At 58.6% G+C, this 14,443-nt stretch carries 15 protein-coding genes and 1 pseudogene; 11 read left to right on the top strand and 5 right to left on the bottom strand.

All coding sequences use genetic code 11. The features are described from left to right. Positions 1-115: 115 nt before the first annotated feature. The 10 genes and pseudogenes from JQ845_RS22270 (at position 116) to kch (ending at position 9,420) form a co-directional block, all read left to right on the top strand. The gene (locus JQ845_RS22270) at positions 116-370 is read left to right on the top strand and encodes an urease subunit gamma (RefSeq protein WP_203009473.1); all 255 of its coding nucleotides are present in this window, start codon (positions 116-118) and stop codon (positions 368-370) included. 54 nt (positions 371-424) lie between these two features. After that, positions 425-844: pseudogene (gene ureB / locus JQ845_RS22265) on the top strand (urease subunit beta); the annotation flags it as partial. 179 nt (positions 845-1,023) lie between these two features. Beyond that, positions 1,024-2,742, top strand: a complete 1,719-nt coding sequence (locus JQ845_RS22260; protein WP_003444965.1) for an urease subunit alpha — start codon at positions 1,024-1,026, stop codon at positions 2,740-2,742. A 107-nt stretch (positions 2,743-2,849) separates the two neighbouring features. Beyond that, complete coding sequence (locus JQ845_RS22255; protein ID WP_003444967.1) at positions 2,850-3,536, top strand: urease accessory protein UreE; 687 nt, start codon at positions 2,850-2,852, stop codon at positions 3,534-3,536. Between the two features lie 21 nt (positions 3,537-3,557). Further along, positions 3,558-4,244 (top strand): urease accessory protein UreF, encoded by a 687-nt coding sequence (locus tag JQ845_RS22250; protein ID WP_003444968.1) that lies wholly within the window; start codon positions 3,558-3,560, stop codon positions 4,242-4,244. 79 nt (positions 4,245-4,323) lie between these two features. Next, on the top strand, positions 4,324-4,971 hold the full coding sequence (gene ureG, locus JQ845_RS22245; protein WP_003444969.1) for an urease accessory protein UreG: 648 nt from the start codon (positions 4,324-4,326) through the stop codon (positions 4,969-4,971). Next, positions 4,968-5,930, top strand: a complete 963-nt coding sequence (locus tag JQ845_RS22240; RefSeq protein WP_029612920.1) for an urease accessory protein UreD — start codon at positions 4,968-4,970, stop codon at positions 5,928-5,930. Before ureG ends, JQ845_RS22240 begins: the two co-directional genes overlap by 4 nt. Positions 5,931-6,074: 144 nt before the next feature. Then, on the top strand, positions 6,075-7,067 hold the full coding sequence (gene yut / locus JQ845_RS22235; RefSeq protein ID WP_127196404.1) for an urea transporter: 993 nt from the start codon (positions 6,075-6,077) through the stop codon (positions 7,065-7,067). Positions 7,068-7,094: 27 nt separating this feature from the next. After that, entirely contained in the window at positions 7,095-8,153 is a 1,059-nt protein-coding gene (locus JQ845_RS22230; RefSeq protein ID WP_003444972.1) for a HoxN/HupN/NixA family nickel/cobalt transporter, read from the top strand. A 91-nt stretch (positions 8,154-8,244) separates the two neighbouring features. Then, on the top strand, positions 8,245-9,420 hold the full coding sequence (gene kch, locus JQ845_RS22225) for a voltage-gated potassium channel protein (protein ID WP_010657204.1): 1,176 nt from the start codon (positions 8,245-8,247) through the stop codon (positions 9,418-9,420). A gap of 77 nt (positions 9,421-9,497) precedes the next feature. Here kch and crcB read toward each other — a convergent pair whose 3' ends face one another. Together crcB and JQ845_RS22215 are read right to left on the bottom strand one after the other, a co-directional pair. Beyond that, positions 9,498-9,893 (bottom strand): fluoride efflux transporter CrcB, encoded by a 396-nt coding sequence (gene crcB, locus JQ845_RS22220; protein WP_003444974.1) that lies wholly within the window; start codon positions 9,891-9,893, stop codon positions 9,498-9,500. Positions 9,894-9,908: 15 nt separating this feature from the next. Next, positions 9,909-10,289: a fluoride efflux transporter FluC gene (locus JQ845_RS22215; protein ID WP_003444975.1), complete on the bottom strand. Its 381-nt coding sequence runs from the start codon at positions 10,287-10,289 to the stop codon at positions 9,909-9,911. A 182-nt stretch (positions 10,290-10,471) separates the two neighbouring features. On the opposite strand from JQ845_RS22215, the gene JQ845_RS22210 reads away from it, so the two are divergent. After that, positions 10,472-10,747: a hypothetical protein gene (locus JQ845_RS22210; RefSeq protein WP_003444976.1), complete on the top strand. Its 276-nt coding sequence runs from the start codon at positions 10,472-10,474 to the stop codon at positions 10,745-10,747. Here JQ845_RS22210 and JQ845_RS22205 read toward each other — a convergent pair. The 3 genes from JQ845_RS22205 to JQ845_RS22195 form a co-directional block, all read right to left on the bottom strand. Then, a complete protein-coding gene (locus JQ845_RS22205; RefSeq protein WP_160627908.1) occupies positions 10,744-13,107 on the bottom strand; it encodes a DNA polymerase II in 2,364 nt (787 codons plus the stop codon). The genes JQ845_RS22210 and JQ845_RS22205 overlap by 4 nt on opposite strands. Before the next feature lie 14 nt (positions 13,108-13,121). Continuing rightward, entirely contained in the window at positions 13,122-13,475 is a 354-nt protein-coding gene (locus tag JQ845_RS22200) for a hypothetical protein (RefSeq protein WP_203009471.1), read from the bottom strand. Positions 13,476-13,561: 86 nt separating this feature from the next. Beyond that, positions 13,562-14,260: a FadR/GntR family transcriptional regulator gene (locus JQ845_RS22195; protein ID WP_203009470.1), complete on the bottom strand. Its 699-nt coding sequence runs from the start codon at positions 14,258-14,260 to the stop codon at positions 13,562-13,564. Positions 14,261-14,443 lie beyond the last annotated feature (183 nt).

Here is a 14,443-nt window from a genome sequence, read left to right as displayed (position 1 = left end):
GAGATATTAGCCAGTACCTGATGCATCACTACAACTGGATCCGACCTCATCAATTTAACGATGGATTGGCCCCAGCGAAAACGGAAGAAAAACTCAAAACCGTGTCCGGGATGAGTTGACCACTACATTGCGACGCAAGGCTCGTGGCTTGAAGTTGAACTATCCGGAAGCAGTTTCGATTATCACCGTGACCGCACTGGAAGGCGCACGGGACGGAAAGTCGGTTGAAGACGTAATGAATGAAGCCAGCAAGGTGTTGACCAAAGACGATGTCATGGAAGGCGTCAGTGACCTAATTCCCAACGTTCAGGTTGAAGCGATTTTCACCGATGGCAGCCGCCTGGTTACGGTCCACGACCCGATCAAGTAAAGGCGCCCGCGACATCCGGCTAACGCAAGACAGACCCGTTTTGAGGAATCAGTCATGAGCAGCAAAAAAACCGCGACTCCCGCCAGTGCAGCAAGCCCGCACCAGGATACCCATCCGGATCACAAGATCCCCCATGCCAAAAACCCTGGCGGTGTGCATCAGGGTAATGAACAGGACGTGCCGCTGGGTGGCTGCATCTACGCCAGCAGCCCGATCGTGTTCAACGAAGATCGCCCGGTAACCAAGGTCAAGGTGCGTAACACCGGTGACCGGCCGATTCAGATCGGCTCGCACTTTCATTTTTTCGAAGTTAACCGTGCACTTGAATTCGATCGCGCAGAGGCCTTTGGCAAACGGTTGAATATTTCCTCAACCACTGCGATCCGCTTCGAGCCGGGTGACGAGATTGAAGTGTCGCTGGTGCCTTACGGTGGCAAGCAAACCCTGTACGGCTTCAACAACCTGGTGGATGGCTGGGCGCCGGACAAACTGACCAGCAACCATGAACGCCCGGAAAAACTGCAAGCGATCCAGCGCGCGCGCGATCACGGCTTCAAGTTTTCCAAGCCCGCCAAGTAATCAACGCATTCCCATACTTTGCACTCGCGCCGTTGAGTTATTGACGCCCGTGCGGCATTAGAAAGGAGCCACCGATGCCTACCATTTCACGCAAAGAATACGCCGGCCTGTTCGGCCCGACCACGGGCGACAAGATCCGCCTGGGTGATACCAACCTGTTTGTCGAAATTGAAAAGGATTTACGCGGTTACGGCGACGAGTCCGTATACGGCGGCGGTAAATCCCTGCGTGACGGCATGGGCGCCGACAACACCCTGACCCGCGATAACGGCGTACTGGACCTGGTGATCACCAACGTCACCATCATCGACCCGATCCAGGGCGTGATCAAAGCCGACGTCGGCATCCGCGACGGCAAGATTGCCGGGATTGGTAAAAGCGGTAACCCGGGCACCATGAATGGCGTAACCCCGGGCCTGGTGGTGGGTGTGAGCACCGACGCCATCTCCGGCGAACATCTGATTCTGACCGCTGCCGGGATCGACACCCACGTTCACCTGATCTCGCCTCAACAGGCTTATCACGCGCTGTCCAACGGTGTGACCACCTTCTTTGGCGGCGGCATCGGCCCGACTGACGGCACCAATGGCACCACAGTGACCCCGGGGCCCTGGAACATCCGCCAGATGCTGCGCTCACTCGAAGGCTTGCCGATCAACGTCGGCATGCTGGGCAAAGGCAACTCCTATGGTCGCGACCCGCTGGTCGAACAAGTGATCGCCGGGGTTGCCGGGTTCAAGGTTCACGAGGACTGGGGCGCAACTTCAAACGCCCTGCGTCACGCGCTGCGTACTGCCGATGAACTGGACGTCCAGGTTTCGGTGCACACCGACAGCCTCAATGAATGCGGTTACGTCGAAGACACCATCGACGCTTTCGAAGGTCGCACCATTCACACCTTCCACACCGAAGGTGCGGGTGGCGGTCACGCCCCGGACATCATCAAGGTCGCCAGCCAGACCAACGTGCTGCCGAGCTCCACCAACCCGACCCTGCCCTATGGCATCAACAGCCAGGCCGAGTTGTTCGACATGATCATGGTCTGTCACAACCTCAACCCGAACGTGCCGGCCGACGTGTCGTTTGCCGAAAGCCGGGTGCGCCCGGAAACCATCGCCGCCGAAAACGTGCTGCAGGACATGGGCGTGATTTCGATGTTTTCCAGCGATTCCCAGGCCATGGGCCGGGTCGGTGAAAACTGGTTGCGGGTGATGCAGACCGCCCACGCGATGAAAGCCTCCCGCGGCAAGCTGCCGGAAGACAGCGCCGACAACGACAACTTCCGGGTGCTGCGTTACGTGGCCAAAATCACCATCAACCCGGCTCTCGCCCAGGGCATCAGCCACGTGCTGGGCTCGGTGGAAGTCGGCAAAATGGCCGACCTGGTGCTGTGGGACCCGCGCTTCTTCGGGGCCAAACCGAAGCTGGTGATCAAGGGTGGCATGATCAACTGGGCCGCCATGGGCGATCCGAACGCCTCGCTGCCAACCCCGCAGCCTGTGTACTACCGCCCGATGTTTGGCGCCCAGGGCAAAACCCTGCAAGACACCTGCGTGACCTTTGTCTCCCAGGCAGCAGTGGATGACGGCGTCAAGGAAAAAGCCGGGCTGGAGCGTCAAGTGATGGCGGTGCGCGGTTGCCGGACCGTCTCCAAAAGGGATCTGGTGCGTAACGATAAAACCCCGCATATCGAGGTCGATCCGGAAACCTTCGCCGTGAAGGTCGATGGCGTGCACGCCACGTGCAAACCCATAGATACGGCCGCGATGAACCAGCGTTATTTCTTTGGCTGAGACTGTGGGAGCCGGCCCGGCGATGCAGACCACGCAGTTGCGTCTGTGTCGCCAGGCCCGGCTCCCGCAGGGTGTGGTCCGTAACAATCAAGGAAGGAGTTTGCAACGTGATTTTGATTGAACACATTCTGGGCAATGCCAAGAAAGACCCGGTCTGGAAACAGAAACTGGAAGGCGCCAACGTCGACCTGCTGGTGCTTGACCAGCGTGAAGCGCAAAAAAGCCGCTGCCGGCGCACCAGTATCGGCGGGCTCGATCTGGGGATTTCGCTGGAACGCAACGTAGTGCTGTCCGATGGCGATGTACTGATGTGGGATGAGCCATCGCGCACCGCCGTGGTGGTGCAGCTGAACCTGCGCGACGTGATGGTGATTGACCTCAAGGAGCTGAAAAAACAGCCCCTGGACGTACTGATCAAAACCAGCTTCGAGCTGGGCCACGCCCTGGGTAACCAGCACTGGAAAGCGGTGACCAAGAACAACGAGGTGTACATCCCGCTCACGGTCGAAACCAAAATGATGGATTCGGTGATGCGCACCCACGGCTTCCAGCATCTGCCGTACGCCTTTATTGGCGGCGCCGAGATTCTGCCCAAGCTCACCACCTCCGAAGCACGCCTGCTGTTTGGCGGCGCCGAAGAAACCGACACCCACGTTCACGTCGCCAGCCCGCAAGACAAGCTCGATGCTGCCGCCCTCAAGATCCAGGGCCTGCACAGCCATGGCGACGGTATCAGCCACAGTCACGGGCATGACCACGGCCACTCGCACCACGATCACGACCATAAGCATTAAATCCGGCAAGAAGGCGCCTAGATGAACGCATCTGATCTAATTCGCATCATGCAGTTTGGCGATTCCGTATTGCCAGTGGGTGCCTTTTCGTTCTCGAACGGCGTTGAATCCGCCATTCAGAAAGGCATCGTCCACGATGTCGCGACCCTCAAAGGCTTTGTCCTCACCGCCCTCAAACAAGCGGCCAGTTGTGATGGCATGGGCGTGGTCGCCGCCCACCGCGCGGCCAGCAATGATGATCGTGACGGAATTTTGCGCGCCGACTGGGCCGTAAATAACCGCAAGCTCAACGAAGAAAGCCGGTTGATGGCCACGCGCATGGGCAAAAAACTGGCAGAAATGTCGATCCATGTCGTCGAGAAACCGCTGGTGCGCTGGTGGCTGGAGCAGATCAAGGCCGGTAATGCAGCGGGCACCTACCCCGTCACCCAGGCGGTAGTGATGTCGACCCAGGGCATTGGCGCCCGCGAGGTGGTGGTGATGCACCAGTACGGTGTGGCCATGACCATTCTCAGCGCCGCGATGCGCTTGATGCGGGTCACGCACCTGGACACCCAGCACATCCTGTTCGAACTCAACCACGACATTGAAGCGTTCTGCGACATCGCCGAAATCGGTGATATCGAGCAAATGTCGTCCTATGTGCCGATTGTCGACGTGCTGGCTGCCGTCCACGTCAAAGCCCACGTGCGGCTATTTATGAACTGATGCTGCAAGCGAATCCGGATCAACAGCGCTGACCTGTGTCGACGCTGAATCAGCTTCAATTTTTGTTAAGGAATTTATCGTGAAAAAGATTACTCGCATTGGTATTGGCGGCCCGGTCGGCTCTGGTAAAACCGCGATCATCGAAGTGATCACTCCGATCCTGATCAACCGTGGCTACAAGCCGCTGATCATCACCAACGACATCGTGACCACCGAAGACGCCAAACAGGTCAAGCGCACGCTCAAAGGCATCCTCGACGAAGACAAGATTCTGGGGGTCGAAACCGGTGCCTGCCCGCATACCGCAGTGCGTGAAGATCCGAGCATGAACATTGCCGCAGTCGAGGAAATGGAAGAGAAGTTTCCGGACAGCGACCTGATCATGATCGAAAGCGGTGGCGACAACCTGACCCTGACCTTCAGCCCGGCCCTGGCCGACTTCTACATCTACGTGATTGACGTGGCCGAAGGCGAAAAAATCCCCCGCAAGAACGGCCCGGGACTGGTGCAGGCGGACATTCTGATCATCAACAAAATCGACCTGGCACCCTACGTCGGCGCCAGCCTCGATGTGATGGAAAGCGACACCAAGGTGGTGCGTGGCAACCGTCCTTATATCCTCACCAACTGCAAGACCGGCCAGGGCATCGAAGAGCTGGTGGACATGATCGAACACATGTTCCTGTTCGCCCAGAAACCGGCGGCCAAGAGTGAGGTCACTGCATGACAGCCCAATGCCAGATCGTGAACAACCCTTCAAGGCTTCGCGCTCACTCATTGGGTAATGATGCGCCGGAGCTTGCGCAGTATCAGGACGAGCCGCCGCAAATGAGCAGCGGCGCCGTCGGCAAAAGTGGTTACTTGCGCCTTGGTTTTGAAAAACGCGGCAACCGCAGCGTGCTGGCGGACATGGAGCGGCGGGTTCCGTCGCTGGTGCAGCGGGCACTGTATTGGGACGAAATAATGCCCGAACTGCCCTGCGTGACCATGATTTCGACCTCGGGCTGCATCCTGCAGGGCGATCGCCTGGCCACTGATGTCAATGTCGGGGTGGGTGCCTGCGGGCACGTCACCACCCAGTCGGCGACCAAAGTGCACTCGATGAACGCCAACTACGCCTCGCAAATCCAGAATTTTCGGGTTGAAGAAGATGGCTACCTGGAGTTCATGCCCGATCCCTTGATCCCCCATCGCAATGCGCGGTTTATCACCGAAACCAGAATCAGTATCCACCCTACGGCTACGGCGATTTACTGCGAAATCCTGATGTCGGGACGCAAGTATCACCATGTCGACGAGCGTTTCGGCTTTGACGTGTATTCCTCACGGGTCACGGCCGAAAACCTTGAAGGCAAGGAACTGTTTGTCGAGAAGTACATTCTGCAACCGAAAGAGGAAAGCCTGGACGCCATCGGCGTCATGCAAACCTTCGATGTGTTCGGCAACGTCGTGTTGCTGACCCCCAAGGAGCATCACGACCGGATAGTCGAGCGCGTCCCTGCGATCTTCGACATGGAGGCAGGAATTGCCAGCGGTGTCACCCGCTTGCCAAACAACTGCGGGCTGATTTTCAAAGTGCTGGGCAATGACAGCGGTGAAGTCAAAGCGCAGGTGCGCGAGTTCTGGAAAGTCGCCCGTGAAGAGATTCTGGGCCTGACGTTGCAACCGCAATTTTTGTGGCGATAGGAAATACCAAATGGATCCTGTGGGGGCCGGCTTGCCCGCGATAAAGGCAAAGCGGTTTGACTGACACTGCGCAGTGATGCTTTCGCTGGCAAGCCGGCTCCCCTTGCGATGGATCTGGCCAAGTGCACAATCGGGAGAGTCAATATGGATGCTGCATCAGCCCCTACGTCCAAGTGGTCACAGCTGACCCAAGGTAACGTCTTTCTGGAGTTCGTAGACGTTACCCTGCGCGGTTGTGCCCAGGTCATGTTCCAGAACAATCCGCTGACCGGACTGCTGTTTTTTGCCGCGATTTTTGTCGGTGCCTATGGTGAGGGCAACCCCGCGGTGGCCTATGGCGCGGTACTGGGTACTGTGGTTGCTACCCTTACCGGCTTGAACCTCAAGGACCGTAAATCCTGGAAAGCCGGTTTGTATGGCTATAACGGCTGCCTGGTGGGGGCAGCCTTGCCAACATTTCTGGATGTCACACCGGCGCTCTGGTTGTGCATCATCCTCGGCAGCATGGTCTCGGTGATCGTCATGATTTGCATCGCCGACATTCTCAAGACGTGGAAAGTCGCCGCCCTTACCGCCCCTTTCGTGCTGGTGACCTGGATCATGTTACTGGCCAGCTATGCCTTTGGCGGCCTGAACAGCAGCGTCTTGCCGGTACCCAACCTGCCCCATGAGCTGGTCGCGGTGAACAGCAGCCTGTTCGACGGCATCCATTTGGTCGATGGCACCTTCTACGGCATTTCCGAAGTGTTCCTGTTCAGCAGTGTCATTGGCAGCGTGCTGCTGCTGGCGGGGCTGGCGGTGTCCTCGGTATGGGCCGCAGTGTTTGGATTGTGCGGTTCGCTGCTGGCGATTCTGGTGGCCACGGTGCTGCAGGCCGAACACACCAGCGTCAATAACGGGATGTATGCATTCAGTGCCGTACTGACGGCCATCGCCCTGGGTTCGACCTTCAACAAGCCCAGCCGGCGCGTGCTGATCTATACCCTGATCGGGGTGATTTTCACTGTATTTGTACAGGGCGCCTTGAATACGCTACTGGCACCCGTTGGCATCCCGACCCTGACCATGCCGTTTGTTCTGGCGTCATGGCTATTCCTGGTCCCGAATAAGGATGTGATGCCGCATCACCGTCAATAACGCCCGACTTTTACAGGGAATTTTTCAATGACAGCTATCGCCCGGTTAGCGCCCGCTATCGAGTCGTCCAGCACGACGCGGCGCGCCATCTATTTATTGATCGGCCTGATCGCTGCCAACCTGCTTGCCTGGGCCTGGGCTTTTATCGAGTTCGGCGCCAACCCGGTATTGATGGGCACCGCGTTACTGGCTTACAGCTTCGGCCTGCGGCATGCCGTGGATGCAGACCACATTGCCGCCATCGACAACGTCACCCGCAAGCTGATGCAACAAGGCAAAAAACCCATTGCCGTGGGTACCTGGTTCTCCCTGGGACATTCCACCATCGTGGTGCTGGCATCCTTCGCCATTGCAGCCACAGCCATGGCATTCAAGGACGACATGGCCTGGTTCCATGAAACCGGCGGCCTGATTGGCACCCTGGTTTCTTCCGCCTTCCTGCTGCTGTTTGGCCTGCTCAACCTGGTGATCCTGCTGTCGGTGTACAAGAAGTTCAAACAGGTCAAGGCCGGCCAGCAACTGGCCCCCGAAGAACTCGACCTGCTGGTCGCCAACAAGGGTGGATTGATGGCGCGGATCTTTGGCCGGCTGTTCAATCTGGTGGATAAAAGCTGGCACATGTACCCGGTTGGTTTTTTGTTCGGCCTGGGCTTCGACACTGCCACCGAGATCGGCCTGCTGGGTATCAGTGCCACCAGCGCCTCACACGGCATCAGCCTGTGGTCGATCATGGTGTTCCCGGTGCTGTTTGCGGTGGGCATGGCCCTGATCGATTCACTGGACAACTTCGTGATGATCGGCGCCTACGGCTGGGCCTTCTCCAAACCGGTGCGCAAGCTTTACTACAACATCACCATCACCGCCGCTTCGGTGGTGGTGGCCCTGTTTATCGGCGGGATCGAAGCATTGGGCCTGATCGCCGACAAGCTTGAATTAACCGGCGGGATCTGGACCCCGATCAATGCCATCAACGAAAACTTCGGCCAAATTGGCTACTGGATCATCGGCATGTTTGTGCTGTGCTGGCTGATCTCGGGCCTTAACTACTATCTGCGCGGTTACGACCAACTGGGAGCCAATACCTGATGAAATTTGTCACAGTGCGGGCCTGCTGCGGGCAGCCTGCGAAACCTGGCCTAAAATCCATCCACCTCTCAACAGACGCGTCGTAGGTACTATGACTTTATTACAGGACGTAAAAAATCGGCTTTCCTTTGCCTACGGGGTCGCCTTGCTGGTGGCCATCAATGGCTTTCTCTTGTTCTTGCCGGTGCTGCAACGGGGGGTTGCGCACTCCAATGAGGCTGGTGGCTCATTTGACACCTGGAAGGAGGCGCTAAGCTTTTTGGCCTTGCTGGAAATACCCGGGTTCGTGGTGGGCTTTGTTCTGGTGCTGATGTCACTGGGGCTGCTGATCAAGTCCCGCATCAGTTGGTTCTTCGCCCTGTTGCTGCTGGTGGCTACGGTTTGCGTTGATTTTTTCATTCTGAAAAAGCCCGGCGGCATCACCTTCTTCTCGATCTTCACCATTGCGGTACTGGCCTTTTATTGGCGCCGGTTTGACCACTACAGCCTGGCCACCGGCAGCTTCTTTGCAGTGGTCAGCATCGCCTCGCTGATTGTCTACAGCACCCTGGGCACGCTTTACCTGGGCGAAGAGTTCGCACCGGCGGTGACAGACCTGCCGTCGGCGTTTTACTTCGCCATTGTGGTGATGTCCACCGTAGGCTTTGGCGACATAGTGCCGCACACCACCGATGCGCGTTTTTTCACCCTGACGGTGATCATTCTGGGCATCACCATCTTCGCGATCTCGGTGGCGTCCATTGCCGGCCCGCTGATCAGCAACAACATCCAACGAATCGTTAAAGGCAGGATTACCCATATGGCCCGTAAAAATCACTACATCCTTGTCGGCGTCGGCTCATTGGCCCAGAACATTTACAAGGGCCTGAGCGATCGTGGTGAGCATGTCACCGTTGTGTGCGCCACCGGCAGCCAGCACGAGCTACCGGAAAAGGCCGACATCATTGAAGGTGATCCATCGTCGGTAGCCACCCTCAAACTGGCCGGGGCCGCGGATGCCAAGTACATCGTGACCCTGTGCGACAGTGACGCCGAAAACGTCTTCACCATTCTGGCGGCCAAGGAAATAGCCGGTGACGACACCCAGATCATCGCGCTGGTCAATGAAACGCGGAACATGCCCAAGGTCAAACGCGTCAACCCGACCATGGTGCTGTCGTTGCCGCTGCTGGGCAGTGAGTTGCTGGTACGCACCCTTGAGGGGGATGAAATCAACAAGGACCTGATCACCGAAATGTTCTTTGGCAAACGTACTTCCCTGGCCTGACCCGGGCTGCAACTGCAGGAGCGAGCTTTTCAGGATCAAACGATCGCGAACAAGCCCGCTCCTGCAGGGTCAGGGCTTTAATCTGTCGCTGGCAATGGTTTAACCCTGGCTCCGGCGAACAGGCCCAGTTCAACCGCGGCAAAACCTACCACCAGGCTGGCCACCAGATAGCAGATGGATAGCAGCACCCCGCCCGGATCTTTCATCATCTCCACCGCACCGAATACAAAACTGGAAAAAGTAGAAAGCCCGCCCATGATCCCGGTGCCGATCATTACGTGTACGTATTGATTGATCCGGTTGCTCTTGAACAGCGAAGTGGCGACGCCCAACAGGAATGCCGCGACGATATTGGCGACAAAAATATCCATGGGAAAACCGTCGGCCAGGCGTGGTATCGACAGCATTACAAACTCGCGGCACATGGCACCGAATGCCCCACCGACGAAAATCAGAATAATCAGATTCAGCATATTCCCTGCTCCTTGTCAGCGCGCCAGCCAGGCGCCAAATGCGGCAGCGGCCAGACCCACCAGTACCGAAATGATCAGATAGCCGCCAGCCAGTGCACGGTCCCTGGCGTTGGCCAGTTTGGAGGCGTCCAGTTGCATGCTGCTGAATGTGGTATAGCCACCGAGAATGCCGGTGAGCACGGCAGCATTCATTACATCGCCATAACGGTCGCGCCAGTCCACGGCAAACAGAATGCTCAGGTAGCCGATAACAAAGGCACCGCTGACGTTGATCAGAAACGTGCCCAACGGAAATTTGCCTTTATAAAACTGCCCGACCCGCAGCCCGATCCACCATCGCAGCAGCGAGCCCAGGCCACCTCCCAGCCCCACCCAAAAAACGTCCAGCGCAGTCATGTAGATCCCTCTCGTGTCTGTTGGTTTGGGGGGAACTCTAGTTCATAAGGTCAGTGGTCGCTGACGAGTCACGAAGCTGCGATGGACTGCGCAGCAGACCTTGACGCGACTACGCAACTGCAGGGCGCGAAGAAAAGGAGTAACCTGCCGTCCGGCTTTAATTCCCGCCCCATGGAACCCCTATGTTTCCCAACGCTGAACGCTACAACCACTCCACCGAATACGCCAACAAGCTGGTGGACCGCATTGGCCAGACTCCGGCCTGGATCGCCCAGCGCATCGGCGTGACGGAAAAGCGCATGCGCTACATCCTTGCCGGTTCGCGCACCATCAAGGGTGATACCACCGAGATCATCATGAGTTACGCCGAACAGTTTTGCCTGGAGTGCCTGGCCGCCGAAGCCAAGGCCGCCAAAGACCGCGCCAAGTCCAAGGCAACCCCGGCCAGCGACGCTTAAAACAAGCCCAGCTGCCCGCCCACCAGTGCGCTGAAATCATCGTCGACAAACGCCAGAATCGCGTCCGCCACCGGTTGTAGCTGGCGCGTCAGGTAGTGATCGTAATCCAGCCCGGCCGTGCGGTTCTCCAACGGCTGGGGGCCGGCCAGGGTGATCACGTAGCTGATGGTGCCGCCGTTCTGGTATTGCCGGGGGCGCCCCTGCCGGTCGTTGTACTCGTCCGCCAGCCGCGCGGCCCGCACATGGGGCGGCACGTTGCGCTCGTAGTCACTCAGCTGCCGGCGCAAGCGCTTGCGGTAGATCAGCAGCTCGTCATGCTCCCCGGCCAGGGTACTGCGCACAAAGTCACGCACGTAGTCCTGATACGGCTGGCGATTAAAGATGCGCAGGTACAACGCCTGCTGAAACTGCTGGGCCAGCGGCGACCAGTCACTGCGTACGGTTTCAAGCCCTTTGTAGACCATCTCCCGGCGCCCGTCCGCGTGCGCAACCAGCCCCGCATAGCGTTTTTTACTGCCCTCTTCGGCCCCGCGAATGGTCGGCATCAAAAATCGGCTGTAGTGGGTTTCGAACTGCAACTCCAGCGCACTGCTGAGCCCGTACTCGTCACGCACATGGGCCTGCCACCATTGGTTGACGTGCTGCACCAGTTCGCGTCCGATACGGGCCGCATCGGCCTCACTGTGCTCACTGCGCAGCCAGACGAAGGTGGAATCGGTATCGCCATAAATCACGCTGTAGCCCTGGGCTTCGATCAAAGCCCGGGTCTTGAGCATGATTTCGTGCCCGCGCAAGGTAATGGACGACGCCAGCCGGGTGTCGAAGAAGCGGCAGCCGCTGGAGCCCAGCACCCCGTAGAACGCATTCATGATGATTTTCAGCGCCTGGGACAAGGGGGCGTTCTTCTCCCGCTTGGCGACCTCGCGACCATTGGCTACCCGCTCGATAATGGCCGGCAAACAGTGCCGGGTCCGGGAAAACCTTGCCCCGCGAAAGCCCGGCACCGAGGTCTCGTTACCGGGTTCACGCAACCCTTCCACCAGCCCCAGCGGGTCAATCAGGAAGGTGCGGATAATCGACGGGTACAGACTTTTGTAATCCAGCACCAGCACCGATTCGTACAGGCCCGGCCGGGACTCCATCACAAAGCCACCGGGGCTGGCTTGGGGCGGGTTGTCTCCGACATTGGGGGCAACGAAACCCTGTCGGTGCATCAGCGGCATGTACAAATGATAAAACGCCGCCACCGAGCCGCCGCTGCGATCCGCCTCCAGCCCCGTCACCGAGGCCCGCTCCAGTAAAAAGGTCAGCAGCTGGGTTTTTTCGAAAATCCGCGTCACCAGCTCGCAGTCCTTGAGGTTGTAACGCGCCAGCGCGGGCTTGTCCTCGGCGAACATGCGGTTGATTTCGTCCATGCGCTGGTACGGCGTGCTGATGTCCTTGCCTTCACCCAGCAGAGTCTGGGCAACGTTTTCCAGGCTGAACGACGGAAACGACCAGGTCGCCGAGCGCAACGACTCAATGCCATCGATAATCAGCCGGCCCGCGGCACTGGCGAAGAAGTGGTTGTTGCGGGTGCCGTGCTCGCGCCACTGCATCTCGCTGGCGCCGCGGCCCAACAGCAAGGGAATACCCAGGCGCCGGGCATGCTCGTGCAACACCCGCATGTCGAACTGGACCACGTTCCAGCCAATGATCGCGTCAGGGTCGTGCAGGGCCATCCACTGGTTCAAACGTTGCAGCAACTCGCCACGGGTGGCGCAGAACTCCAGGTCGAAATCCACCGCCGCATCGGCCTCGGTGGCCTTGCCCAGCATATACACCTGACGCTGGCCGCAGCCCTGCAGCGCGATCGAGTACAGATCGCCATGGGCACTGGTTTCGATGTCCAGGGACACCAGTTGCAAATGCGGCCGGTAGTCGGGATGGGGCTTCATTCGGGTATTGCGCAGCGGCCCGTCAGCCGCACAGGTGCCGCCGAAGCTCACCGGTGCGGTGATAAAGCGCTCCATCAAAAAGCGCTCCGGGGGGCGGATATCGGCCTCGAACACCTCGACCCCGGCACGCCGCAGGCGCTGGGCGCTATCGATCAGGCGGGCGTGCTGCTGGCAGTAAATACCGAGCACCGGGCGTGACTGAAAATCCTGTAGCGCCAGTTCACGAAACTCAATGCCGGGCTCATCCTGCAGCAACGCCTGCGCCTCAGAACGCTGGGCTGCCGGGATAAACATGACTGCAGTCTGATAAGGCAGGCGCACGTGCTGCGGCCCGTCATCGGTGGCCAGCCAGAATTCGACCTCAATGCCCGACGGCGTGTCGTGCCAATGCCGGGTGAGGACAAAGCCCTGTCTCAGGTCCATTCGTTACAGCCGGGTTACAGACATGTCGCCAGCATCGCCATACGGCGCATGGCTGCGCTGTCGTCCGGCTGTTTGGCGTAATAACTGACTGCCGTGCCCGTGCCCTGCGGCACCAGATCGGCAAAGGAACTGGCGTCACGGGTGTAAACCGTCAGTTCGCCGGACTTGCCGGAGTTGATATAAGCGCTGGCATCCACCCCGAACACCCCTTCGTCCTGCCACGAGAACTTGATGCACTCAGCCACCAGCGGGGTCGGTTTGGCCGAAGCCAGTACCCGGGTCGGGCTTTTGCTGCGGGCATCATTCATTGCAGGTGAAACGCAGCCGGCCAGCATCGCCACGCCCAAGACACCGATCAGTAATCGCATTGCAAATCCCCTCGAAAAGTTGAGCACGATAACACGCTGCCTGACTGGCTTAGCGCCCGGATCCATACCCTGGCAAAAAGCGCTGATCACAGCGTCATCCGTTCCAGGCTGTTGCTCAGGTGCAGCAGCATGGCCGCACGCGCCGCATCAGGGTCCTTGCGGCGGATGGCGCGCAGGATGGCTTCATGCTCAAGCACGGCCATTTGCCCCAACTGCTGTAAATCGGCATCACCGCGCTCGTCAGCATTGATCCGGGTCCGCGGTATGACCGTACGGCCAAGCTGACAGATGATGTCGGTGAAGTAGGTATTGCCTGTGGCCTGGGCAATCAGCTTGTGAAAGCGCAGGTCGTGCTCGACGCTACCATCGTTATTGGCCAGGGCGTTCTGATAGTCATCCAGCGCCTGACGCATCTGCAGCAATTGTTCTTCTGTGCGCCGCCCCGCAGCCAGGGCCGCGGCCTGCGTCTCCAGCCCCATGCGCAACTCAAGAATGCTGCGCACGCTGGCGGCGGTGGCACTGGTCAGGTGTATGCCCTGGGGCTCTTCGCGCTCAAGAACAAAGGTACCAATCCCGTGCCGGGTCTCAACGAAGCCCGATGCCTGCAATCGGGAAATCGCTTCGCGTACTACCGTACGGCTCACCCCCTGCTCGCGGACGATGACCGACTCGGAGGGCAGCTTGTGCCCCGGAGCCAGTTGCCCCAACAGAATCTGCCGGGTCAGTTCGGCCACGATGTCGTGGGCCAGACCCGGCGTGCGCTTGCGTATCGGTTGATCTTGCATGGCTATTCCCTTCACCTGAGGCGGCTTAATACTATCACCTGGTTCGAGCCTGAGAGGCCTCAACTCGTATGACAACCTTGTTAAAACTCAACAAAATTTTAAAACCCCCGGATCCACTCCGCTCTCCCCAACTTCACACCGTCGCTAAAACCCTGCCTAACCCCCTGTAAATACACTTAAAAG

This window comes from Pseudomonas paraversuta (assembly GCF_904063065.1).
Lineage (GTDB): Bacteria > Pseudomonadota > Gammaproteobacteria > Pseudomonadales > Pseudomonadaceae > Aquipseudomonas > Aquipseudomonas paraversuta.
Note: the sequence above shows the minus strand (reverse complement) of the source record. Positions and strands in the feature narration are given on the sequence as shown.

Excerpts from the sequence above, each read along its gene's own strand:
- JQ845_RS22260 (WP_003444965.1), top strand. The coding sequence starts at position 1,024 with ATGCCTACCATTTCACGCAAAGAATACGCCGGCCTGTTCGGCCCGACC.
- JQ845_RS22250 (WP_003444968.1), top strand. The coding sequence starts at position 3,558 with ATGAACGCATCTGATCTAATTCGCATCATGCAGTTTGGCGATTCCGTA.
- JQ845_RS22240 (WP_029612920.1), top strand. The coding sequence starts at position 4,968 with ATGACAGCCCAATGCCAGATCGTGAACAACCCTTCAAGGCTTCGCGCT.
- yut (WP_127196404.1), top strand. The coding sequence starts at position 6,075 with ATGGATGCTGCATCAGCCCCTACGTCCAAGTGGTCACAGCTGACCCAA.
- JQ845_RS22230 (WP_003444972.1), top strand. The coding sequence starts at position 7,095 with ATGACAGCTATCGCCCGGTTAGCGCCCGCTATCGAGTCGTCCAGCACG.
- kch (WP_010657204.1), top strand. The coding sequence starts at position 8,245 with ATGACTTTATTACAGGACGTAAAAAATCGGCTTTCCTTTGCCTACGGG.
- crcB (WP_003444974.1), bottom strand. The coding sequence starts at position 9,893 with ATGCTGAATCTGATTATTCTGATTTTCGTCGGTGGGGCATTCGGTGCC.
- JQ845_RS22215 (WP_003444975.1), bottom strand. The coding sequence starts at position 10,289 with ATGACTGCGCTGGACGTTTTTTGGGTGGGGCTGGGAGGTGGCCTGGGC.
- JQ845_RS22210 (WP_003444976.1), top strand. The coding sequence starts at position 10,472 with ATGTTTCCCAACGCTGAACGCTACAACCACTCCACCGAATACGCCAAC.
- JQ845_RS22205 (WP_160627908.1), bottom strand. The coding sequence starts at position 13,107 with ATGGACCTGAGACAGGGCTTTGTCCTCACCCGGCATTGGCACGACACG.
- JQ845_RS22200 (WP_203009471.1), bottom strand. The coding sequence starts at position 13,475 with ATGCGATTACTGATCGGTGTCTTGGGCGTGGCGATGCTGGCCGGCTGC.
- JQ845_RS22195 (WP_203009470.1), bottom strand. The coding sequence starts at position 14,260 with ATGCAAGATCAACCGATACGCAAGCGCACGCCGGGTCTGGCCCACGAC.